Annotated in this window: 26 protein-coding genes; 15 read left to right on the top strand and 11 right to left on the bottom strand. The window is 62.4% G+C overall.

All coding sequences use genetic code 11. The features are described 5' to 3' along the window. Positions 1–84: 84 nt before the first annotated feature. The gene (locus CAF70_RS03730) at positions 85–888 is read right to left on the bottom strand and encodes a shikimate dehydrogenase (RefSeq protein ID WP_085622379.1); all 804 of its coding nucleotides are present in this window, start codon (positions 886–888) and stop codon (positions 85–87) included. 306 nt (positions 889–1,194) lie between these two features. Here CAF70_RS03730 and CAF70_RS03725 point away from each other — a divergent pair, with 306 nt between their 5' ends. The 8 genes from CAF70_RS03725 to CAF70_RS03690 all read left to right on the top strand — a co-directional run bounded on the left by CAF70_RS03725 (position 1,195) and on the right by CAF70_RS03690 (position 11,212). Next, positions 1,195–2,391: a glycerol dehydrogenase gene (locus tag CAF70_RS03725; protein ID WP_085622381.1), complete on the top strand. Its 1,197-nt coding sequence runs from the start codon at positions 1,195–1,197 to the stop codon at positions 2,389–2,391. Between the two features lie 4 nt (positions 2,392–2,395). Next, entirely contained in the window at positions 2,396–3,568 is a 1,173-nt protein-coding gene (locus CAF70_RS03720) for an iron-containing alcohol dehydrogenase (protein ID WP_085622383.1), read from the top strand. A gap of 121 nt (positions 3,569–3,689) precedes the next feature. Then, complete coding sequence (locus tag CAF70_RS03715; protein WP_085622385.1) at positions 3,690–4,964, top strand: carbohydrate porin; 1,275 nt, start codon at positions 3,690–3,692, stop codon at positions 4,962–4,964. A 69-nt stretch (positions 4,965–5,033) separates the two neighbouring features. After that, positions 5,034–6,542 (top strand): aldehyde dehydrogenase, encoded by a 1,509-nt coding sequence (locus tag CAF70_RS03710; RefSeq protein ID WP_085622387.1) that lies wholly within the window; start codon positions 5,034–5,036, stop codon positions 6,540–6,542. A gap of 32 nt (positions 6,543–6,574) precedes the next feature. Continuing rightward, the gene (locus CAF70_RS03705) at positions 6,575–7,816 is read left to right on the top strand and encodes a sugar ABC transporter substrate-binding protein (protein ID WP_178076344.1); all 1,242 of its coding nucleotides are present in this window, start codon (positions 6,575–6,577) and stop codon (positions 7,814–7,816) included. Between the two features lie 54 nt (positions 7,817–7,870). Continuing rightward, entirely contained in the window at positions 7,871–9,382 is a 1,512-nt protein-coding gene (locus tag CAF70_RS03700) for a sugar ABC transporter ATP-binding protein (RefSeq protein ID WP_085622391.1), read from the top strand. Then, positions 9,375–10,415, top strand: a complete 1,041-nt coding sequence (locus CAF70_RS03695) for an ABC transporter permease (RefSeq protein WP_085622393.1) — start codon at positions 9,375–9,377, stop codon at positions 10,413–10,415. Before CAF70_RS03700 ends, CAF70_RS03695 begins: the two co-directional genes overlap by 8 nt. A 119-nt stretch (positions 10,416–10,534) precedes the next feature. Then, a complete protein-coding gene (locus CAF70_RS03690; RefSeq protein ID WP_046613855.1) occupies positions 10,535–11,212 on the top strand; it encodes a GntR family transcriptional regulator in 678 nt (225 codons plus the stop codon). Between the two features lie 134 nt (positions 11,213–11,346). On the opposite strand, the gene CAF70_RS03685 is transcribed toward CAF70_RS03690, so the two are convergent. Then, positions 11,347–12,135, bottom strand: a complete 789-nt coding sequence (locus tag CAF70_RS03685) for a formate/nitrite transporter family protein (RefSeq protein WP_025339522.1) — start codon at positions 12,133–12,135, stop codon at positions 11,347–11,349. Between the two features lie 889 nt (positions 12,136–13,024). Between CAF70_RS03685 and CAF70_RS03680 the strand changes: the two genes are divergently transcribed. The 3 genes from CAF70_RS03680 (at position 13,025) to xth (ending at position 14,926) form a co-directional block, all read left to right on the top strand. Further along, the gene (locus tag CAF70_RS03680; RefSeq protein ID WP_085622398.1) at positions 13,025–13,639 is read left to right on the top strand and encodes a hypothetical protein; all 615 of its coding nucleotides are present in this window, start codon (positions 13,025–13,027) and stop codon (positions 13,637–13,639) included. Between the two features lie 250 nt (positions 13,640–13,889). Then, positions 13,890–14,132 carry a hypothetical protein gene (locus CAF70_RS03675; protein ID WP_003257678.1) on the top strand — a complete coding sequence of 81 codons (243 nt, stop codon included), beginning with the start codon at positions 13,890–13,892 and terminating at the stop codon, positions 14,130–14,132. Continuing rightward, positions 14,129–14,926 (top strand): exodeoxyribonuclease III, encoded by a 798-nt coding sequence (gene xth / locus CAF70_RS03670; RefSeq protein ID WP_085622400.1) that lies wholly within the window; start codon positions 14,129–14,131, stop codon positions 14,924–14,926. The genes CAF70_RS03675 and xth overlap by 4 nt, the downstream gene beginning before the upstream one ends. A gap of 78 nt (positions 14,927–15,004) precedes the next feature. On the opposite strand, the gene CAF70_RS27550 is transcribed toward xth, so the two are convergent. The 8 genes from CAF70_RS27550 to CAF70_RS03635 all read right to left on the bottom strand — a co-directional run bounded on the left by CAF70_RS27550 (position 15,005) and on the right by CAF70_RS03635 (position 19,085). Then, a complete protein-coding gene (locus tag CAF70_RS27550; RefSeq protein ID WP_158090304.1) occupies positions 15,005–15,340 on the bottom strand; it encodes a hypothetical protein in 336 nt (111 codons plus the stop codon). Positions 15,341–15,375: 35 nt separating this feature from the next. After that, positions 15,376–16,485, bottom strand: a complete 1,110-nt coding sequence (locus CAF70_RS03660; RefSeq protein ID WP_085622404.1) for a mechanosensitive ion channel family protein — start codon at positions 16,483–16,485, stop codon at positions 15,376–15,378. Positions 16,486–16,568: 83 nt separating this feature from the next. Continuing rightward, a complete protein-coding gene (locus CAF70_RS27545) occupies positions 16,569–16,706 on the bottom strand; it encodes a hypothetical protein (protein WP_158090303.1) in 138 nt (45 codons plus the stop codon). Between the two features lie 45 nt (positions 16,707–16,751). Further along, entirely contained in the window at positions 16,752–16,997 is a 246-nt protein-coding gene (locus CAF70_RS03655; protein WP_085622406.1) for a hypothetical protein, read from the bottom strand. Further along, positions 16,997–17,461, bottom strand: a complete 465-nt coding sequence (locus tag CAF70_RS03650) for a hemerythrin domain-containing protein (protein ID WP_085622408.1) — start codon at positions 17,459–17,461, stop codon at positions 16,997–16,999. Before CAF70_RS03650 ends, CAF70_RS03655 begins: the two co-directional genes overlap by 1 nt. A gap of 148 nt (positions 17,462–17,609) precedes the next feature. Continuing rightward, complete coding sequence (locus CAF70_RS03645; protein ID WP_085622410.1) at positions 17,610–18,053, bottom strand: DUF421 domain-containing protein; 444 nt, start codon at positions 18,051–18,053, stop codon at positions 17,610–17,612. Positions 18,054–18,062: 9 nt separating this feature from the next. Beyond that, a complete protein-coding gene (locus tag CAF70_RS03640) occupies positions 18,063–18,569 on the bottom strand; it encodes a hypothetical protein (protein WP_085622412.1) in 507 nt (168 codons plus the stop codon). Positions 18,570–18,581: 12 nt separating this feature from the next. After that, on the bottom strand, positions 18,582–19,085 hold the full coding sequence (locus CAF70_RS03635; RefSeq protein ID WP_085622414.1) for a CinA family protein: 504 nt from the start codon (positions 19,083–19,085) through the stop codon (positions 18,582–18,584). 185 nt (positions 19,086–19,270) lie between these two features. Here CAF70_RS03635 and CAF70_RS03630 point away from each other — a divergent pair, with 185 nt between their 5' ends. The 4 genes from CAF70_RS03630 to CAF70_RS03620 all read left to right on the top strand — a co-directional run bounded on the left by CAF70_RS03630 (position 19,271) and on the right by CAF70_RS03620 (position 20,956). Further along, positions 19,271–19,504 (top strand): PLDc N-terminal domain-containing protein, encoded by a 234-nt coding sequence (locus CAF70_RS03630; protein WP_085622416.1) that lies wholly within the window; start codon positions 19,271–19,273, stop codon positions 19,502–19,504. 8 nt (positions 19,505–19,512) lie between these two features. Further along, positions 19,513–19,662 (top strand): hypothetical protein, encoded by a 150-nt coding sequence (locus CAF70_RS27620; RefSeq protein ID WP_178076343.1) that lies wholly within the window; start codon positions 19,513–19,515, stop codon positions 19,660–19,662. Beyond that, on the top strand, positions 19,640–20,323 hold the full coding sequence (locus tag CAF70_RS03625) for a DUF2238 domain-containing protein (protein ID WP_085622418.1): 684 nt from the start codon (positions 19,640–19,642) through the stop codon (positions 20,321–20,323). Before CAF70_RS27620 ends, CAF70_RS03625 begins: the two co-directional genes overlap by 23 nt. 147 nt (positions 20,324–20,470) lie before the next feature. Further along, a complete protein-coding gene (locus tag CAF70_RS03620; protein ID WP_085622420.1) occupies positions 20,471–20,956 on the top strand; it encodes a glycine zipper domain-containing protein in 486 nt (161 codons plus the stop codon). Positions 20,957–20,964: 8 nt separating this feature from the next. On the opposite strand, the gene chrA is transcribed toward CAF70_RS03620, so the two are convergent. Further along, positions 20,965–22,335, bottom strand: coding sequence for a chromate efflux transporter (gene chrA / locus CAF70_RS03615; RefSeq protein ID WP_085622422.1), 1,371 nt, complete (start codon positions 22,333–22,335; stop codon positions 20,965–20,967). Positions 22,336–22,382 lie beyond the last annotated feature (47 nt).

Below are 22,382 nucleotides of genomic sequence, written 5' to 3'. Positions count from 1 at the left end.
GGGTGTAGCTCCTTTCGGGATGTGTACATGGGTGGGGCCTGACCCAGGCGCCCCGCGAACAGGCCGACAAAGGCACAGGGCGCGTCAGCGACCGGGCGCTGCGCCAAACAGGAAATCGGCCAGCAGCTCGAGCTGCCCGGTGAGCATGTGCACGCCCTTGTGGATGGGGCAGCCACGGGCCTGGGCCGCCTCGAGCAACGGGGTGACATCAGGATTCATCACCACCTCGCCCACCAGCGTGACCGGCTGCAAGGTATCGGCCGCCAGCGGCAGCGGATCGTCTGCCTTCAGGCCCAATGCGGTGGCGTTGATCACCACATCGAAGCCGCGTGCATCGGCCGCACCCGCAGCGATATCTCGACCAGGCATCAGTGTGCGCAACTGCGCGGCGAGTGCTTCGGCCTTGGCCAGCGAACGGTTGGCGATTACCAGCCGGGTGATTGGCTCACTGAGCAGGGCATGGGCGATACCGGTGGCGGCACCACCGGCGCCGAGCAGTAGCACACGTCGGCCGGCCAGGTCATGGCCCTGGTTCTTCAGGCCACGTACGTAGCCTTCGCCATCGAACATGCGCCCGACGAAGCGGCCATCGGGCAGACGACGCGCGACGTTGCACACCTTGAGCATTTCGGCGGTGCCCAGCAGCTCGTCGCACAGGTGGGCCACCTCGATCTTGTGGGGCACGGTCACGATCACCCCGGCGAGGTTTTCGATACCACGCAGCCCAGCCCAGGCCGAGGCCAGGTTGTCGGGCGAAACCTCCCAGGGCACCAGCACACCGTCATGCCCCAGGCGTTCAAGAAGCGGGTTGAACAAGGACGGTGTTCGCAGGTGCTTGGCTGGGTAGGTGAGATGTACCACCACCCGGGTAGTGCCGGTGACAGGCATGGCTGTTTCCTTGAAAGCTGGCGTGGAAAGGCAGAGCGCGGGCCAGCGCCGCGTTCGTTATTAGATTCATAAATGCATCATATATCATTAGTCAATCCCCATCCGTGCCGCAAAAGTCTTTTGCATGAAAGTCAAAAGACTTGATCTTGCGAGTTGAAAATCAAACATGATATATCATGCCTCCAGTCGGCTGCGGCCGCTGAACGTCCTGATATCAAAAACAACAAGGCCTTCTACGAAAGGCGAGGATGACCTCATGCACGGAATGCTTCATGCATTGCCTGCCCTGCGTGACGGGAGGTGCGAATGACCCAGATATTCGCCGCGCCCGGTCGCTACATTCAGGGCTACAAGGAACTTGAACGCCTTTACCGGCATATCGCCTGGTTTGGCCAGCGCTTCCTGATCATCACCAGCCAGGGCCGTCTGGATAGCCTGCAGCAGACCCTGGCCATCAGCTTCGACAGCCCTGAACATGCCCTGCATTACGCCGTATTCGAAGGCGAAGTCACCCGAGCCGAGGTGCAGCGGCTGTGTGCGTTGCGCGAGCGACTGGGCTGTGACGGGGTGGTCGGAGTGGGTGGTGGCAAGGTGCTCGACGCCGCCAAGGCGGTTGCCCAGCAGGGGCGGCTGCCGCTGTGCATCGTGCCCACGGTGGTCTCCAACGATGCCCCCACCAGCGCCTTGTCGGTGCTCTACCACCCGGACGGAGCCTTCGACGATGTGCTGTTCCACGAGCGCAGCCCGGACGTGGTGGTGGTGGATACCTGGATCATCGCCCAGGCACCGGTGCGCCTGTTGGTTGCTGGCATCGGCGATGCTCTGGCGACCTACTACGAGGCACGCACCTGCGTGCAGGGCGACCACGACAACTTTCTTGGTATGGCCGGCGGTGGCCTGCAATCGAGCGCGGGCGGCGGCAAGCCGACCCTCACCTCGATGGCCATCGCCCATCTGTGCCACCAGGTGTTGCAGGCCGATGCGGTGCAAGCCGTGCGGGCCTGTGCGCAGCAGCAGGTGACCAAGGCGCTGAACCGGGTGATCGAGGCCAACGCACTGATGAGCGGCATCGGTTTCGAGAGCAACGGAGTGGCCACCGCTCATGCCGTGTATTGCGGCTTCAGTGAGCTGGGTCCACGGGCCACGGCCTACCACGGCGAATACGTGGCTTTCGGCACCCTGGTGATGCTGGTGCTCGAGGGCGCGCCGGCCAGCGAGCTGGATGGCCTGCTGCGACTGTGCCTGGCGGTTGGCCTGCCGGTGTGTTTCGCCGACCTGGGCCTGGCGGACCTCAGCGAGCAGGAGCTGCAACGGGTGGTGCAGGTGGCGGCCTCGCCGCAGCAGACCAGCCGCGTCGAGCCCTTCGACGTCACTGAGTGGGAGATGCGCGCGGCACTGCTTGCCGCCAGCGACCTGGGGGAGTTCTACAAGAACGGCGGATCGGTTCTGGCGCGTTCGGCCAGCCCGCGTCTGCCATCAGTCATTCGCCACGAGCAGAGGTAAGTAGATGAAAGCGTTTCAGGCAAGCCTGCCGGTCAAACTGGACTTCGAGGTAGGTGCAATCCGCCGCATGGGCGAAAAGGTCGCGCCGTTCGGCAACAAGGTGCTGTTGATGGTCGACCCGTTCCTTGAAGGCAGCGAGCTGGTCGCCAAGGTGCTCGGCAGTTTCGCCGAGCGTGGCATCACTGTCCTCGAGTTCTACGACATCGTGCCCAACCCGCGCCATACCACCATTGACCGCGCAGTGGCACTGGTGCGTGACAGCGGCTGCCAGGCTGTGGTGGCGATCGGTGGCGGCAGCGCCATCGACTCGGCAAAGGCCGTGGCGTTCGTCGCTGTACATGGCGGCCGCTGTTGGGACTACACCGAGCGTCTCGGTGAGCCGGTGACGAGGCCGCAGTCCCGTGGTCTGCCGCTGCTGGTGGTGCCGACCACCTCTGGGACCGGGACCGAGGCGACACCATTCGCGGTGATCAACAATCCTGAGCTGGGCCTCAAGTGTGCCATTGTCAACCCGCACATCTACCCGGATGTGGCGTTGATCGACCCGCAAATCCTGGTTTCCAAGCCGCCACGGCTGACGGCGCTGACTGCCGTGGATACTTTCTGCCACGCACTGGAAGCATTCATCAGCATCCATGCCACACCCTGGGTGGAAATGGTCGCGCTGGAGTCGATCCGCCTGTTTGCCGCCAATGCCCTGCGCTGCGTGGAGCATGGGGACGACCTGGAGGCGAGGGCGCGCATGGCCTTTGCGTCGACCCTCGGTGGCATGGCCATTGCCGGCGCCGGGGTCACCGTATCCCATGCGCTGGGCCAGCCATTGGGCGCCATGACCGATGCGCCCCATGGCGGCACGGTGGCAGCCAGCACGCCGCAGGTGATCCGCTGGACCCTGCCGGTGGCCGAGGACAAGTTCGCCCGGGTGGCCGAGATCCTCGACCCGGGCACTCATACCTTGCCGCCAAGCGAGCGCGCCGCGCGCCTGCCTGAGATCGTCAGCGCCCACTTCACCCGACTGGGCGTACGGGACACGTTCGGCAGCTATGGCCTCAAACCCGAGCAGGTCGATGAGTTCGCTCAGGTGGTGTGGACCAGCTTCAACCAGGACCTGGCCTGCCACCCCAAACCCGTTCGTGACCAGCATGAGGTGGCCGAAATCGTCCGCCAATGCCTGTAGTTGGCGTCACCCAGCCCTGGCCGCCTTGCGCGCTGCCAGGGCAGTGACACCAGGCGCCCTCGTTGCACGCTCGCAAAGCTGAACAAAAACCACAAGAAAACAGTTTCGGGAACAGATCGCAATGACAAGAACCACCTTGATCGGGGTCGGGTTGCTGGGCGTGTGCGCCTTGCAGCAGGCCCAGGCCGACAACTACTCACCCGGCAATTTCCTGTTCGGTGACTGGCAGGGGCAGCGCACTCGTCTGCATGAGCAGGGAGTGGACCTGCAGTTCACCTATGTCAATGAACTGGCCTACAACACCCAGGGAGGGGCGCAGCACAAGGGCACCTACAGCGACCAGCTGATGGCCGACGCCCGCTTCGACCTGCAGCGCCTGTTGGGGTGGCAGGGGGCCGCGTTTCGCATCACCTTCACCAACCGCAACGGTGAAAGCCTGACCCGCGAAGCCGACACAGGCACCTTGTTGGCCGCCCAGGAAATCTACGGTTATGGCAGTGTCACCCGGCTGGTGCAGTTCTATTACCAGCAGGCACTGCTCGATGAGCGTTTGCTGTTCAAGATCGGCCGGCTGCCCATGAGTGGCGATGTATTTCCGTTTTCCTGCACGTTCCAGAACCTGACCTTCTGCGGCACGGTGCCTGGCTACATCACCCCCAACTGGTTCACCTGGCCGGTCAGCCAATGGGGCGCGAGCCTGGCGGCGCAGTTGGCCGATGACTGGTGGCTGAACACCTCGGTGTACCAGGTAAACCCGCACTTTACCGAGAACAGCCAAGGGTTGAACTTCGGCGGCCCCTCGGGCACCACCGGTTACCTGGCGGTTGGCGAACTGGCCTGGAAGCCGGTGCTTGGTGGCCTGCCTGGCAGCTACCGGGTTGGCGTGTGGCGCAATACTGGCGACTTTGATGACCTGTACCAGGACATCGATGGGCAACCCATCGGCTTGACCGGCGCGGCACCCGCGCAGCACGACCAGGCCAGCGGCTATTACGCCATGGCCGAACAGCAGGTCTACCGCAACCCCGACAATGCTGCGCGTGGCCTGACGCTTTTCACCAACTTCATCCAGTCCGACCGGGACGTTTCCAGTGTCGAGCGGCTCTGGCACCTGGGCGCGTTCATTCGTGGGCCTCTGGCCCAGCGCCCGCAGGACGAGATCGGGCTGGCGTTGGGCCGCCTGGAGGTCAACCCGCGTTCGGCGCGGCGTGTGCAGCAGGCCAGCGGCCTGCCCCGGCGAGCCGATGTCGAGTACCCGGTCGAACTCTATTACGGGTTGCAACTGACACCGGCACTGACCCTGCGCCCCAACCTGCAGTACGTACGCAACCCCGGCGGCTTCGAGCATGACCGCAGTGTCGTGATCTGGGGCCTGAAGACCGAAATCAGCTTCTAGTGCAGTGCCGGCGTCAGGCCGACGTCTCGCTGTTTTTATGATGCATCATGTATCCAATGGAGAATCCCCATGAGCCTTGCCAGTTTCATTGACCTCACCACCGTGCAGCAGCGTGCCAGCGAGCTCCAGTTGCTCGGCCAGGCCTTCATCGACGGCCGCTTTGTCGATGCCTTGAGTGGCGAGACCTTTGCCAATATTTCGCCGCGCGACGGGCGCGTGCTCAACCAGGTTGCCTCGTGCCAGGCCGAGGATGTAGAGATGGCCGTGAAGGCCGCGCGGCGTGCCTTCGACAGTGGTGTGTGGTCGCAGCGCACACCGAAGGAGCGCAAGCGCGTCATGCTGCGCTTCGCTGCCTTGTTCGAGCAGCACATGGAAGAGTTGGCGTTACTGGAAACCCTCGACATGGGCAAGCCCATCAGCGAGAGCGCCGGGTTCGATGTGCACGCGGTGCTCGATTGCCTGCAGTGGTACGCCGAAAGCTGCGACAAGCTGTATGACGAAGTCGCACCGTCGGGGCCCTCGGCCCTGGGCTTGGTGACCCGCGAAGCGATCGGCGTGGTGGCGGCGGTCACCCCCTGGAACTTCCCGATGCTGATGGCCATGTGGAAGGTCGCACCCGCCCTGGCCATGGGCAACTCGGTGGTCCTCAAGCCCGCCGAGCAATCACCCCTGACTGCCCTGCGCATTGCCCAGTTGGCCGCCGAAGCCGGTATCCCGGCCGGTGTGTTCAACGTGTTGCCGGGCTTTGGCCCCACCGCGGGCAAGGCGTTGGGCCTGCACATGGACGTTGATAGCCTGGTGTTCACCGGCTCCGGCGAGGTCGGCAAGCTGTTCCTGCAGTACGCGGGGCAGTCGAACATGAAGCGGGTGTGGCTGGAGTGCGGCGGGAAGACCCCGAACATCATTCTCGATGACTGCCGTGACCTGGAGAAGGCCGCGACCACTGCGGCCCGCTCGATGTTCTTCAACCAGGGCGAAGTCTGCGTGGCGCCTTCGCGGCTGATTGTCGAAGCTGGCATCCGCGCCGAGTTCGTTGCCGAGGTGCTGAAGGTGGCACGCACCATCGCCGTCGGTGACCCACTGGACCCAACCACCCAGCTTGGCGCCATCGTCGATGCCAGCCAGCTGCAAAGGGTGTTGGGCTATATCGACAAAGGCGTGCAGGAGGGCGCACAGCTGATCCTCGGTGGTGAACGGGTCAAGCAAGGCCTGGGCGCCGAGGGCTTCTACATCCCGCCGACCATTTTCGACAACGTCAGTAACGACATGACCATCGCCCGAGAGGAGATCTTCGGCCCGGTACTTTCAGTCATCACCGCCCGTGACCACCTCGATGCCCTGCGCATCGCCAACGATACCCCGTATGGCCTGGCCGCAAGCCTGTGGACCCGCGACCTCTCGCGGGCCCACCAGATGGCCCGTGGCCTGCGTGCGGGCAGCGTGTGGGTCAACTGCTTCGATGGGGGCGACATCAGCATGCCGTTCGGTGGCTTCAAGCAGTCCGGCAACGGCCGCGACCGCTCGTTGCATGCCCTGGACAAGTACTCGGAGCTCAAGTCCACGTGGATCGAGTTGTGACCTTTTGCCTGGCAACCCTGGAGAAAAACAATATGAAAAGCACAGTTGCCCGTACCCTGGCCGCCTTCGGCCTTGCCACGCTGCTCGCCGGGCCGGCCGCCGCCGAGGCGCGCCACCCGCTGTACCAGCTGATACCCAACACGGCGTTGTCCGGCCTGGTGGACCCGCAAATGGCCGATCGTACCGGCATCGACAAGGGTTTGCCCTTGAAGCAGAAGGGGGAACGGTTACGCATTGGCTGGACCGAAATCACCCTGGGCAACCCCTGGTTCGTCTCGATGATCGACGACGCGCGCAGCCTGGCCGAGCGTTACGGCTATGACATGCAGGTGCAGGTGGCCGACGGCGATGTGGCCCGCCAGAGCGCCCAGGTCGACAACTTCATCACCATGGGGGTGGATGTGATCGTTATCGACCCTACCGACATCCTCGGTTCCGTTGCCGATGTCGAGCGGGCGGTGGCGGCCGGGATCCCGGTAATCACCGTCGGCACTGCGCCCGACGCGCGTGCACCGGTGATCACCACCAGCACCGGTAACCCCTACGGCAGTGGTGTCGAGGCCGGGCGCTATGTGGTCGAGCACACTGACCCGGGCAGCGAGATCAACGCTGCCATGGTCATCGGTGTAATGGGCAACTCGACCTCCGAGAGCCGCCTGAACGGCATGATCTCGGGGATCGTCCAGGCCCGTGCCGAGCAGCGCAAACTCGGCCTGTCGAAGGAGGATGCGCTGCTCAAGGGTTTCGAGCTGTTCCAGCAGGTCAAAGCCAAGGGCAGTTTCAGCTGGCCTGAAGGGGGTTTCAACGTGCTGGCCTGGGGCCGAGGCGAATGGACCGAGGAGGGCGGCCTGGCCGCCAGCGAGGACATCCTCAGTGCCCATGGTGAGCGCCTGAACCTGATCCTGGCGGAGAACGACTTCATCGCCATCGGCGCCATCAATGCCGTGGACAATGCCGGCAAGGCCGGGCAGGTACGGGTCGCTGCGGCAGCTGGCAGCTTCAAGGTTGCGCTGGATCTGATCAAGCAGGGCAAGCTGCTGGTCAGTGCCAGTAACAGTGGTTCGCAGACCGGCGTGGCGGCCATCGAGCTGATCCACCAGATCCTTGACGGCCGGCTGCAGGCCAACAATCTGCCGTTGGCGTCGTACTTTCCGGTGGAGCTGATAACCCCCGCCAACGTCGACCAGTTCATCGAGCTCGAACAGGGCCCTGCCACGGTCGAGCGGCTACCGGCATTCCGCTCAATCGACCAGCTCAAGGCAGCCATGCGCTGATCCGACGGTTGCGGCGCCTGCCTGGGCAACGCGCCGCTTGCAGAGGTAAGACCGATGAATGCAATACACAAGACCGCCGTCGAGCTGCGCGACATCCACAAGGCGTTTGGCGGCATCAGTGCGCTCAGTGGTGCGAGTTTCAGCGCCAACATGGGTGAAGTGCATGCGCTGATGGGTGAGAACGGCGCGGGCAAATCGACCCTGATGAAGATCCTCGCCGGGGCCTACGTGCGCGATGCTGGCGAGGTGCTGTTGCACGAGCAGCCGGTGAGTATCGGCAAACCGGGCGATGCGTTGCGACTTGGCGTATCGGTGATCTACCAGGAGTTCGCCCTGGCGCCGCACCTGTCGGTGGCGGAGAACATCTGCATCGACGACCTGGGCGCGAACAGGTGGCGGGTGCAGTGGCCGATACTACGTGACAAGGCGCGGCGAATACTCGATGAGCTGGGGTTTGCCAACATCGACGAACGCCGGGCAGTGGGCGAGTTGCCGGTGGCCCATCAACAGGCGGTGGAAATCGCCAAGGCCCTGTCGCGCAACGCCTCGGTGCTGGTGTTCGACGAACCGACCGCGGTGCTCACCACACACGAGACCGAGCAGTTGTTTCGCATCTTGGGTGAATTGCGGCGCAAGGGCGTGTGCATCATCTACGTCTCGCACCGCATGGACGAGATCTTCCGCATCTGCGACCGCGCCACGGTGCTCAAGGATGGCCGTACCGTCGGCACCCTGCCGCTGTCAGCCATCGACGAGCGCGGGCTGGTGCAGATGATGATCGGCCGTGAGCTGAGCGACCTGTTCCCGCCACGCCAGGCAAGTATCGGTGAGGCCCGCCTGCGGGTCGAGGGGCTGAGCGCCGGGCCACTGGTACGTAATGTCAGTTTCCAGGCCCACGCCGGTGAGGTGCTGGGCTTCAGCGGCCTGGTCGGCTCGGGGCGCACCGAAACCATGCGCGCGCTGTTCGGCGCAGAGCGCAGCAGCGCCGGCACTGTTCACCTGGACGGCCGCCAACTGCGCAACCGCAGCCCGCGCGAGGCGATCGGCAATGGCATCGGCCTGCTGCCCGAAGACCGCAAGCAGCAGGGCGTGCTGCTGGAGATGTCGATCCGCGTCAACGCCGCTTTGCGGCCCGGCTCGCCCTACACCAGTCGTTTCGGCTGGATCGATGGCGCCCGTGAGCGCGCCGGGGTCGAGGCGCTACGTCAGCAGTTGCGCCTGAAGACCGGCTCGATAGAGCAGGCGGTGGGTGATCTGTCGGGGGGGAATCAGCAGAAGGTGGCGCTGATGAAGTGGGTCGACGCCGGCTGCCGGGTGCTGATCCTCGACGAGCCGACCCGTGGTGTAGATGTCGGTGCCAAGACCGAGATCTACCGGGTCATCAACGAACTGGCCGAGGCCGGGGTGGCGATCATCCTGGTGTCCTCGGAAATGACCGAGCTGATCGGCATGTGCGACCGGGTGCTGGTGATGCGCGATGGTGCCATCGCCGGCGAACTTGGTGGTGATGCAATCGAAGAACAAGCAATGATCTGTCTGGCGATGGGAGTCGAACACCATGGATAACAACTTGAGCAAACTGGCCGCCACCTCGCTGCCGGGCGAGTCTGGGCAGCCGCTGGGGCGCGTTGTGCGCCGGCTGTTCCTGCAACACAACGCACTGGTGATGCTGCTGGTGCTGGTAGCCGTGGCCAGCAGCCTGTCGGCGGACTTTTTCACCTGGCAGAACCTGGGCAACCTGCTGCGGCAACTGACGCCGCTGGTACTGGTCAGCATCGGCATGCTGATCGTCATCCTCACCGCCGGTATCGACCTGTCGGTTGCCTCGGTAGCAGCAGTGGGCGGGGTGGTCGTGGCGATGAGCCTGAATCTGCTGCCGCTGGAGGGCAGCCTCGGGTTGTTGCTGGCGGTGGCCATCGCGGTGGGGGCGGGGGTATTGATGGGCCTGGTTACCGGCAGCTTCGTGGCCTATTTTCGCATGGCCCCGTTCATTTCCACGCTGGCGATGATGACCATTGCCCGTGGCCTGGCGTTCATCCTCTCCAACGGCCAGCCACAGCGGCTGGCCGACAGCCAGTCGGCTGCCGGCCTGTTGCGTGACTTCGGCCGCCAGGCCGATGGAGTGTTCGGGGTGCCTTGGCCGGTGTGGCTGGCGGTGCTGGTGATCGGCGTGTTCGCCCTGATCCTGCGCTACAACGCTTTTGGCCGGTTGATCATTGCCAGTGGCAGCAACGAGACTGCCGTGCGCCTGGCGGGGATTGCGGTGGAGCGCTACAAGCTGGCGGCCTATGCGATTTGCGGCGGGCTCAGCGCCCTTGCCGGGGTGGTCATTGCCTCGCGTTCCGGGGTCGCCACGCCCAGTGCCGGCATGGCCCTGGAACTGGATGCCATTGCCGCCTGCGTGATCGGCGGTGCGCTGTTGTCCGGCGGCAAGGGCAGTTTGTTCTACACCGTGGTCGGGGTGCTGGTGCTTGGGTTGATCGGCAACATCATGAACCTGCTCAGCGTCCCGGCGTACCCGCAACAGATCATCAAGGGCGCGATCATCGTGGTGGCGGTGCTGCTGCAGGGGGTGGGCCGACGCGACGCACGGATCTGAACCGTTCGGGCGAGATGGCGCGGCATGGGCGATGATGTATCATGCGTCTTCGCTATGTCGCCCGGCGCTTCCCGCCAGCGGTCGGCCCTGTGCTATTCAACAGACAAGAGAGAACAAGCGTGACAGTTCACAAGCCACTGGATAAAGGCAACCTGAGCGAGCGGGTCTACAGCATCATCCGTACGGCATTGATGGACGGCCAGTATCAACCGGGTGACCGCCTGCGCATCAGTGCCTTGGCCGAGGAGTTCGGGGTGTCGATCACACCGGTGCGCGAGGCGATCTTTCGCCTTGTCAGTGATCATGCGCTGGACATGAAGGCCGCCACCTCCATCTATGTGCCGGAGCTGACCGTCAGCCAACTGCGGGAAATCCAGCTGATCCGCCACTTGCTGGAGGGCGAGGCGGCAGGCATGGCGGCCGAGCGAATTTCCGCCGCCGAGCTGGGGCATCTGGAAGAGGTGCAAACGGCCTTCCAGGCGGCTGTCAGCACCGACTACAAGCAGGCTTCGCTGCTCAACCGCGAGTTCCACTTCGGTCTGATTGCCGCCGCACGCATGCCGGTGATCTTCAAGACCCTGGAGAACATGTGGGTGATGATGGGGCCGCTGCTCAGCACCTTCCATGCCGAAGTGCCCAAAGCGGAGCTGGCCAGCGCCAAGCACAAGCACTTCGAAGTACTCGAAGCCTTGCGCAAGCGCGATTCGGCAAAGGCCAAGGCAGCCCTGCAAGCGGATATTGCTTGGGGGGAGTTGATGGTGGAGTGGTTGGAGCGCAAGTCGCTGGCCCAAGGTTGATGGCGGATGCGTGATCGCCGTCAGCATCCGGCCGAACTTCGTGTCGCCCAGCGTGGCCCAGGGGATAGTGACGAACGGTCAGGCACGCTTGTGCAGGGCACATCACCTGCACAAGCGTGCCTGACCACAATGCTTCACTGCACCTCGCACGCTTCCTGCGAAGGCACACCGTAGGACACGTAATACGCCAACCCCACGAAGATCGCCCCACCCACTGCATTCCCCAGGAACACGGCCACCAGGTTCTCCACCAACTGCCCCCAGCTCAAGTAGCCGGCAAAGATCGCTGCCGGAATCAGGAACATGTTGGCTACCACGTGCTGGAAACCGATGGCGACGAACGCCATGATCGGGAACCAGATGCCGAGAATCTTGCCGCTCATTTCACGGCTGGCATACGACAGCCACACTGCCAGGCACACCAGCCAGTTGCAGCCGATTCCGGAGACGAAGGCGTGGAGGAAGTCGGCGTTGGTCTTGCTGGTCGCAGCCGCCAACATCTTGTTCAGGTAGGCCCCCTCGGTCAGGCCCAGCAGGTGGCCGAAGCACCCGGCAACGAACAGTGCACCCAACAGGTTGGCGACAGTCACCAGCAGCCAGTTGCGCGCCACGGCGCCTGGGCCGATACGCCGGGCGAACATCGCCAAGGGCAAGCTCATCATGTTGCCGGTGAGCAGTTCGCCACCGGCCAGGATCACCAGGATCAGGCCGATAGGGAATACCGCGGCGCCCAGCAGTGTGCCGAACGAGGCCCACTGTACCGGGATCATGGTGCTGACGTGGATGGCCAGGAGAAACCCCAGCGAAATGAATGCACCTGCGAGAAACCCCAGGACCAGTGTCGCATGCGTGGATAGATGGGCTTTTTTGACGCCGCTCTCGATGACGAGCTCGGTGATACGGGTGGGGCTATTGACGGACATTTCGCAAACTCGAACACAGTGACGGCGACGCAATAGGTAGGCACGCCGTGGTGGGGCTGATCAGCACGGGGACAGGCTGCGCAGCTGGCGCAAAGGTGTAACGCACAGCTTTGGGCCAGCTTCGAAGAGGGCGGCAAGCTACATGAGGCAATTTGACGCGGTCAAATCGATGGAACGGATGAGTTGATAGACCGCGTCGATGACATCCGCAGGTCTGCACCACGCGGTTGGTGCTGCCTGGCATCACCCAAGGCAAGCGGCGGTCGCAGGGCAGCCTGAAGACGACATGCGGGTCGTTGGCTGTGCCTGGCGATCAGAACAGGGCTGCTTCTGGCCTGACTGATGGCACTTCAGCCATGGCTGCTGGCAAAACGACAACTGTAAAACAGCGAAATAGAGCATTCGAAGTCGCTTGCCAAGTTTGGATCCATTCATTCGAAAAACTTTCCACTCGGTCAAATTGCAATAACTTAGCAAACTAAGTAACATTTAAAAGTGTACCGCCTGTCGGTCGTTTTACTTGAGAAATGAACGATTTGGGTGACGCTGACTCCTATTTGCCAGCAGGTGCTTTCAGTGTGAGCGCACCTCGCACCTTCCCCCCTGAACTTATGGACGTTCAACCTCATCGGCATCGCAGGGATGCTCATGGGGCTTTTTTATTCGGACCAGTGGAGCAATGCCATGCCCAACCGCGGCTCTTCGGGTGAGCCACCGTGTGTATTGAATAACGATCCTCTATTTAAACTAACGATCTGAATTTGGTCTTGCCGCTGCGATAAAACGTGTTCGCACGCCTATGGCAAGGTCATCTAGCGCTAACGCATTACGTGGAGAAAACGTCGTGGAGATTAATACAATTATTAGCCTGTTCGGGCAGAAAGAATCCATGGAGCTGGTGCGGTTGTCGGTAATTTACGTGCATTTGCTGGCCTGTTGCATCGCCATTGGCCTGGTGTTTGCCAGCGATGCCGAGATGGTCAGGAACTTGTTGAAAGGTCATAAAGGAACCGGACATGACAGTCAGCATATGGCGCGTTTGCAGAAGTCCGTGGCCAATGCCTTGATATTCTTGTGGCTCACGGGCATTGCGGTGATTGGGATTGACTACCTTGATAAAGGTATGAACTATTTTGCCAATCCAAAACTTCAAGCGAAAGTTATTATTGTCATGTTGTTGACCTTTAACGGCATGTTGTTGCACCGCTATGTTCTGCCTGCTCTGCTCAAAGCGGGCAACTTGCTTGACCTGAATTTTGGCGTGCGCATGTTCGCGCTGTTCTCCGGCGCATTGTCGGGTGTGTCCTGGCTGTATGCGGCGATGCTCGGCGTGGGCCGCCCGCTGGCCTGGAAATACTCGCTGACCGAGTTGCTGCTGGCCTATCCGGTACTGATCCTGCTCGGCTTTGCCACGATGGCTGCCCTGACCCAGTGGGCGCGCAACCGCAGCCAGGCCGAACCGGTTCCAGCGCCTGTCTGGCGGCTGGCAGGCATTCCTGTCTGATTACCTGAGCAACGCTTCGATTACGCCGCGAACCGGGCAACCTGGTTCGCGGCGAGCTCGTTTCATGCACAGCATCTGAGCGGCTCGCCTGGCGGCAGGTGGGGGTTCTGGAGGAGCAGCACAAGGCTGCTCCTACAAAGGATGCGCCAACCAGTGATATTTATTCTCGGCGCGACAGGCCGTGGCGTTGAATTTGAACGTCGCTCGATGGTGGGGCTCTTAATGCAAAGGACACCGTGAGGGCTCCATCATGAGCATTGAACGCAGTATCCCCGAGCTCGAGGCCTGGTACGCCCAGTACGACGACATCAGTTACCGCCGTGAGTCGCCGGATGCCTACCACCATGAACTGCTGCGCACTGCCGAGGCCCTGCGTGACGATGGTGCCATCGACTGGGACGACTGGCTGGCACTCAAGGCATTGGCCGATGACGCCCATGTGCGCGCCCTGGAAGATGCCGTGCAGGCCCATGTGAGCGACCCCGACGCATGAAAGCGCTGAAGATTGCCACGTTCAATATAAACGGCATTCGTAGCCGGCTACCCGCACTGCTGGCCTGGCTGGAGAGGGAAAAGCCCGACATCGCCTGCCTGCAGGAGCTCAAGGCGGCGGACCAGCAGTTTCCGCACCAGGCGCTCGAAGCGGCGGGTTATGGCAGCCTCTACCAAGGGCAGCCTGCCTGGAACGGCGTGGCCATTCTGGCGCGAGGTAGCGAACCCCTGGAAGTACGTCGGGGCCTGCCTGGCATGGAGGACGACAACCAGAGCCGTTACCTTGAAGCTGCGGTGCACGGGGTGCTGGTAGCCTGCCTGTATCTGCCGAATGGCAACCCGCAACCCGGGCCGAAATTCGATTACAAACTCCGTTGGTTCGAGTGCCTGATCGCGCATGCGGCAGGGTTGTATGGCAGCGGCCATCCCACGGTACTGGCGGGCGACTTCAATGTCGTGCCGACCGACATGGACATCTACGACACACGCTCCTGGTTGAAGGATGCACTGCTGCAGCCCGAGTCACGCGCGTGCTTTCAGCAGCTGCTGAAGCAGGGCTGGGTCGATGCCATTCGCCATCTGTATCCGGACGAACGCATCTACACCTTCTGGGATTATTTCCGCAACCACTGGGCACGCAACGCCGGGTTACGCATCGACCACCTGTTGCTCAACCCCGAACTGGCGCCTTACCTGAAGCGGGCTGGCGTCGATGCCTGGGTGCGTAACGAACCCAAGGCCAGCGACCATGCACCCACCTGGGTCGAGCTGGGCACGCGTCGTCGACGGGCGTAGCGCTGTCAGGGCCGGTGTGCGCCCGCGCTGTAGCGCAGGCACTCGTGGGCAGTCATTCGCGCGCAGGGCGATAAACCTTCAACTACCGGAACCGCTGCCGGAGCCCGAGCCACCGTTTCCGCTACCGGGACCGCCATTGCCCGTTCCACCGTGGCCGCTACCCGACCCGTTGGTGGTGCCATCCCCGCCGGTCTTGTCAGTACCATTGCTATCGGTACCGCCAGACCCTGTACCCATGGCATCCGCCGGTGTTCCTGAACCGGTCGCGCCCCCTTGGGCGTCCCTGTGCTCGCCTTCATGTGTCTGGGTGCCTGGCGCACGTTGATCGTTCATGTCGGTGGCTGCCAGGGCGACAGGTGCGCTGGCACCCAGGCACAGCGCCAACAGTAGTGAATGGGGCTTCAGGATTTTCATGGTGATACTCCTTTGCTGGTTGGCCGGCATGGGGGTTATCCCACATGGGCATTCTGCGCCCCGCGCATTGATTGCTCGGGCAGGGCAGTGACCTTGATCGCGCGTACCGGGACGGCGAACTTGGCACCGACTTTCGAGAAGCGCTCGAGCAGGTGGAAATTGATCGCTTGCTGGATGTCCATGTACAGGTTGTAGCCGGGGTCCTGGACGATATAGACGCACTCGAATTCCAGCGCCTCTTTGCCGAAGCCGCGCAGGTGGGCACGGTCGAAGCGCACCTGCTGCTGGGCTTTGATCGCTTCCTCGACGATGGCGGGCGCTTTTTTCACTGCCTCGGTTGGCGTGTCATAGGACAGGCCGAACTCGAACACGATCCGCCGTTCCTGCAGGCGCTTGTAGTTCTGGATGGTGCTGCTGATCATGCTGGCGTTGGCCATGACGATCTGCTCGCCGCCCAGGCTGCGGATACGTGTGGTTTTCAGCCCCACATGTTCCACCGTGCCGGCCAGCGGGCCGATGACGATGAAATCGCCCACCTCGAACGGTTTGTCCACGGCGATGGATAGCGAGGCGAACAGGTCGCCAAGGATGTTCTGCACGGCCAGCGCAACAGCGATACCGCCTACCCCCAGGCTGGCGACGAAGGCGGTGATGTTCACGCCCAGGTTGGAGAGCATTGCCAGCAGCACCACTGACCACAACAGCACCCGCGCCCCCCATGCCGACAGCGTGGCCAGCGCGCTGCCCTGGTTAAGGCCGTCGGTACGGTGCCGGGCGAAGTAGCGATTCAGGCCCAGGCCGATGGCACGGTTGGCCCACAACCCGATCTGCAATGCCGCGACCACGAACCACAGGCTACCGACCCGGGTCAGCCAGCGCTCGGGCAGGTCGAGCATGCTCAGGCCCACCAGCAGCGAGGCAAGGAACAACAGAAAATTGCTGGTCCCGCCGAGCACTTTGGCCAGTACCTGGCTCAACGCGCCGTCATGCTCGGACCAGCGCCTGACACGATGCAGCATGAAACTGATGGCTGCCCGCGCCACGAGGAATGTCAGCAAGGCTACGGTCAGTGCCAGCAACAGGTTGAGAACGGATATTCCGAACAGTGTGGTATCGGTGAACAAGGCGATGATGCGATCACTCATGAGACGCTTGCCTCCTTGCGCAGGAAGGGGGACTGGGGGCGGCATTGCCGGCGCAGCAGGCAACGCCGCTCGATGGTTGAGCCTCAGCCGTCGGACTGTTCCTCCGGCGGTACCTGGCCTTCAGGCCAGTCGGGTGCTTCCTGGTCCGGTTCAGGTACAGGTTCGCCAGGGTTGTGCGGTATTTCGTCCACGTAAGGGTCAGGGTCGTTGGGTTCAATCATGGTCTGGTTCCTCGTCGTTGGGCTTTCGGGTGCAGGAGCGGACGTTCAGCCCGACTCCACTGCAGTATTTTTCTTCCAGCCCCGCAGGTTCATGGCGCACAGGCAAACCTGCAGGAGAATCAGCGCCCAGGCTTGCGCTTGCCATCCCCAGATGGCCCACAACACATTGCTGGCAATGAAGCAGCAGAAACCTAGCTTGCGCCGGCCTGGGCGCCGCGAACCGATGCACCAGGCGGCAAGTACCGTCAGGGCCATGGCGGGCCATTCAAGAAAGTCGATCCAGGCCTCCATCACGCGGCACGCTGTTCGCCCTTGAGCAGTTTCTTCTGTGCTTCCATGGCCTGGCCGAGCTCATCCAGTGCCTGCTTGCCGAGCAGCTTGCGGGCGGTCGGGAACAGCTCGCTTTCTTCTTCCTCGATATGGTGCTCCAACAGTTCCTTCATGACCTTGACCCGACCGGCGAACTCGACGCTACCGGTCTCGGTTTGCAGCAGGTCCGGCAGTACCAGCGAATCGACCGTGCGGTGCTCCTCCTTGGCTTCGTAATACATCTTCGCTTCTTCCTTGCCGCCGGCCTGCTTGATGGCCGGGTACAGGATTTCTTCCTCCAGAGCGGTGTGGATGGTCACCTCCTGTTTGATGCGCTCGAGCAGCTCGGCACGCTTTTTAACCGCGCGCTCGGTGGTGGAGGAGAGTTCCTCCAGCAGCTTCTTCACCAGTTCATGGTCCTGGACCAACAATTCGATAGCGTTCATGCGGCACCTCTTTCGGGCTGTAAAAATCACGATTGCCTTCGATGGAGTAGGGCGCGTGCGCCAAGGTTCAAAGCGGATGATCAACGTACCGGTATCGCGAAAAGCCGCTCGCTCAAGGAGCCGCACAGGCTGCACCGGCCAGGCTGGGTCATTCCTGCGGGATGATCGAGATCTTGCCGTTGCGCTCGACGATGGCGAACTTGATCTGGCTGACACTTTCGATACCCTGGCTGTCCCGGGCCGATTCGAGAATGTCGTCCTCGGTCAGCCGTGCCCGCCGCATTCGGTGATGCAGAAAGCGCCCCTGATCCACGACCAGTGTCGCGTGGCCGTCGACCAGGCGGGCCAGGCGCCTGGAGTTGAGCTTGGCCAGTGACAGGCCGACATCCAGGACGATCAGCGTGGCGATCACCAGCATGGCGTTGGTGAACGAAAAGTCCTCGCCAAGCAAAGCCTGCTGGGTGGCTTCACCGATGATCAGCAGCAGGACGAAGTCGAAGGTGGTCAGGTCTGCCAGCGAGCGCCTGCCAGCCACCCGAAACAGCAGCATCAGCGCGATGTACATGCCTGCCGCACGGAGAATGGAGTCCATGGCGCGCTCCTACGGGTAGAGAAAGGTCGAGAAATGCACGACGCTGTTCGGCCCCGCCCTGACAACACCTTCGAGAGGGCCGACGTATTCGCTGCGCAGGGTCAGGTAAAGGGTGGCGATACCCTTTTTGCTGGTGCCAAGCTGGAGCAGCAGCGATCTGCCGTGGGATTGCGACACTTGCGGCTCTGGCTGCAGCGTTTCGATGCTGGCTTCGCGCAGCAAGGTCCCCCCAAGTAGCAACATCACAGGCTCCCCGGCAGTACCGCGAACCGTGATGCGCAGGTTGTCGGTGGTGCCGCTGCGGCTCAGGCGCTGATATTCCACATGCACCCGGCCGTCTTCACTCGTGAGCTGGGCGTTACTGAGCGGGCCGTTGCCGAAAACCCCGGCCAGGCCCAGCAGCACGACCAGCACCAGGGCATACCAGCCCACCCGTTCGAAACGCCAGACGCGCTGCTGCATCCGCATGTCTTCCTCGACTGGGTGGCGCCTTGAAATAAACTCCTCTTCGTCCATGCTCCAGGCCCCTCAGGCGCGCTCACCGCGCAGCCAGCGTTGGTGGTAATGGGCAATGTGCGACAACCCATAGAGTGCGCCCTGGCGGATCACCTCCGCGCGCTCGCCAAAAAAACGCTGGCTGCGGGTAAACACGGCCAAGGGCTCGCCGGCAAAGGCCCAGGCAAAGCACACGGTGCCCGGGGCGATGGCATCCTGCGGCTCAGGCCCGGCGACACCCGTGCTGGCGATGGCGACGGTGGCGTCGCTGTCTTTCAATGCGCCGAGCGCCATCTCCCAGGCTACTGCCTCACTGGTCAGGCCGTAGCGTTCGATAGTCTGTGGGCTGACGCCGAGCAGGCGTTTCTTGGCACTTGGCGAGTACACCACGTAGCCGCTTTCCAGCACTTCGCCGGTACCGGGTACTGCCGCCAACAGCGCGACCATGGCGCCAGCCGTGCAGGACTCCGCGGTGGTCAGCACCAGTTTGTTGGCCTTGAGGTAATCAAGGGCCTCGAGTACAGGGTCGATCGCCATGGTCGGTCACTCATGCGTTGTTTTGTGGTGGACGTGTTTCCTGCGGGATTGGTTCATTGCGTGAGGGCCACCCATCAATGGCGGGGAAAGCAACCTGAACTTTGTTGCGTCCGCTGGTTTCCTCTGGGTAGGAGGGGTAGCGCGAATCACGCACTGCTGCCCGTTCAGACAAAGGAGAAGCGATCGTGACCGAGCCTGTGACGTATTTCTGGATCGCTGTGGCAGCGATCATTCTGTTGCTCGATCTGTGGGCCATCGTCAGTGTTTTCCGCAGTGACAAGAGCGATGTGACGAAGGCGATGTGGGCGTTGTTGCTGTTGGTGCTGCCTGTCGTGGGCCTGGCCATCTGGGGTGTGCTCGGCCCGCGTGGAATCAAGCGCGGCACGGGGCCGTCTTCGTCGGAACATAGCAAGGGTTAGGAGGGGCTATGAAAAAAGAAACGGTGGCACCTCGCAGCGGAACCCGCGGTGAAGAGGAGCGCGACAACGATGCGCAGCGTCCCGATGGTTCCACGGGCACGTCGCATGATTCTACTGCGCAGAAAACCGCGCGTGATGAAACACAGCGCAAGCGTTGAATTGCCGGTGTCGCCGGCCACGCCACATCAGGCGGCGGGTTTGCTGGGGACGGCAATGGCCATTGTGCTTGCCTCCGGGGTTGCACCGCTTGACCGTGCAGACTGGTGGCTCGAGAACGTCTTGCCTTTAGCACTCCTGCTCACCTTGGCTGCGACCCTGCGCTACTGGCGCTTCTCGCGGCAGGCTTATCTGGCAATCGTAGTGATGCTGGCGATTCATGAGTTGGGCGCGCACTTCACCTATGCCAAGGTACCTTATGACGCTTGGCTGTATGCGCTTACCGATCACTCTCTGAATGCCTGGATGGGCTGGCACCGTAATCAGTTCGATCGCCTGGTGCACCTGAGCTACGGCCTGCTGTTCGCCTTGCCGATCAGGGAGTTGCTCCAGCGCCAAGCCATGCTGCGCGGCCTTTGGTTGGCGTTGTGCACGGTTTCTTTCGTGCTTGCCACATCGGCGTTGTACGAGCTACTGGAGTGGATAGGCGGCCAATACCTGGGCGATGACCGGGCGCAAGCCTTTCTTGCAACCCAGCAAGACCCTTGGGATGCGCAGAAGGATATGGCTTTGGCTTTGCTTGGTGCACTCGTCACGTTGATCCATGCAACGCTGGGCAAAAAGAAAGGCCTCTCCACCGCTGCAAGGGCCTTTCACAATTAACCTGAGACCGGCCAGCCTTCCCGAAGTTTCATCGAAAAAACAGTCGCTTGGAGAATTTTTTCAAGTCGGGTTATTCGTCGGATTTTTATTGTATGCCCCTGTTCAGAGCCTCAGGATCGCCTCGGTTTCCCTTTGAGGCTTTTACAAATGAAGTACTCCTCGATTCTCTTGTTGTCACTGGGTCTGCTGAGCGGCGTTGCGTCGGCTGGCGGCAATACCGAAGCCGGTATAGGTGGCGCATTGGGTGGGGTATTGGGCTCGGTAGTCGGTCAATCGATCGGCGGCAGCACTGGCTCGGCAATCGGCGCCGGCCTGGGGGGCGCGGCCGGTAGTGCGGTGGGCGCCAACAAGCACAGCCGTGGCGAGGCGGCCATTGGCGGCGCACTGGGTGCAGCGGGCGGTAACGTGGTGGGACGCAAGATGGGCGGCACCACTGGCAGCATGATCGGCGCCGCAGCCGGTGGCGGTGTGGGTGGTGCCTTGGGCAATCACATGGGCCGGGACTACGATGACGAGAGTGGGCATCGTTATCGTGATGATGACTACGATGACGATGATCGCGGCTGGCGTCGTCACCGTCATGATCGTGGCCACCACTATGGCTGGCGCAAGCACCACCGTTACGACGACTGACCCTGGCCTCAAACCCGCAACATGTGGACTGCCAGGCCAACCAGGGCGCAGGCCAGCAGCACCTGGATCACACCCCGCTTGAAGCGGAACAAGGCAACCGCTGCAGCAACCGCAATGACCGCTGAAGGCCAGTCAAATGCCCCTGCGAGACCCTTTGGCCAGAGCACATGGTAGCCGAAGAACATGGCGAGGTTCAGGATCACTCCCACCACAGCGGCGGTGATCCCTGTCAGGGGGGCGGTGAATTTCATTTCATTGTGAGTCGACTCCACCACCGGGCCACCGGCCAGGATGAAGATGAACGAAGGCAGGAAGGTGAACCAGGTGACGAGGGTTGCCGCGACCGCGCCGGCGAGGAACGGGTGTTCGGCACCGAACATTGGATGCACGTAGCCGCCAACGAAGCCGACAAAGGCAACCACCATGATCAGCGGCCCTGGCGTGGTTTCGCCCAAGGCGAGCCCATCGATCATCTGGGTTGGAGTCAGCCACCCGTAATGCCCGACAGCGCCTTGGTAGACATAGGGCAGCACGGCATATGCCCCGCCAAACGTCATCAAGGCAGCCTTGGTAAAGAACCAGCCCATTTGGGTCAGGGTAGCGTCCCAGCCAGACGACAGCGCAAGCAGCCCCATGGGCAGGGCCCACAGCGCTGCAGCGACCAGCAACAGGCGCAGAACGTGCCACCCATTGAAACGGGCATGCTCGGGAGGCGGGGTGTCGTCATCGATCAGGGCCGGGCCATAACTGTTCTTCGCGGGCCCATGCCCGCCACCGATCACGAACTTGCCGGGGGCGAAGCGGCCGCCCAGGTAACCGATGATGGCGGCTGCCAGCACGATCAGCGGGAAGGGCACGTTGAGCGCGAAGATCGCCACGAACGAGGCCCCGGCCATGGCCCACAGCCAGCCGTTCTTCAGCGCTCGCGACCCTATGCGATGGGCTGCGTGGACGACAATGGCCGTGACCGCCGGCTTGATGCCATAGAAGATCCCGGCGACCACCGGCACCTCTCCGAAGGCGATGTATACCCAGGACAAACCAATCAGGATGAACAGCGAAGGCAGCACGAACAATGCGCCGGCAATTATACCGCCCCAGCTGCGGTGCATGAGCCAGCCGATGTAGGTGGCTAGCTGCTGCGCCTCAGGGCCGGGCAACAACATGCAGTAGTTCAGCGCATGCAAGAATCGTTTTTCGCTGATCCACCTCCGCCGCTCGACCAGCTCCTGGTGCATGATCGAGATCTGCCCGGCGGGCCCACCAAAGCTGATGAAGCCGAGCTTGAGCCAGAACAGGAATGCTTCAAACAGTCCGACCGGGCGCAGAGCCACTTGCGCCGGTGGCTGTTCGCCCACTGCAGAGGTGCTGTCAACCATTATGAACTTCCTCACTCGCGAAAGCCGTCAGTAGCCCGTCGAAGATG

The sequence above is a fragment of the Pseudomonas sp. B19(2017) genome, from assembly GCF_002113165.1.
In the GTDB taxonomy this organism is placed as follows: domain Bacteria; phylum Pseudomonadota; class Gammaproteobacteria; order Pseudomonadales; family Pseudomonadaceae; genus Aquipseudomonas.
Note: the sequence above shows the minus strand (reverse complement) of the source record. Positions and strands in the feature narration are given on the sequence as shown.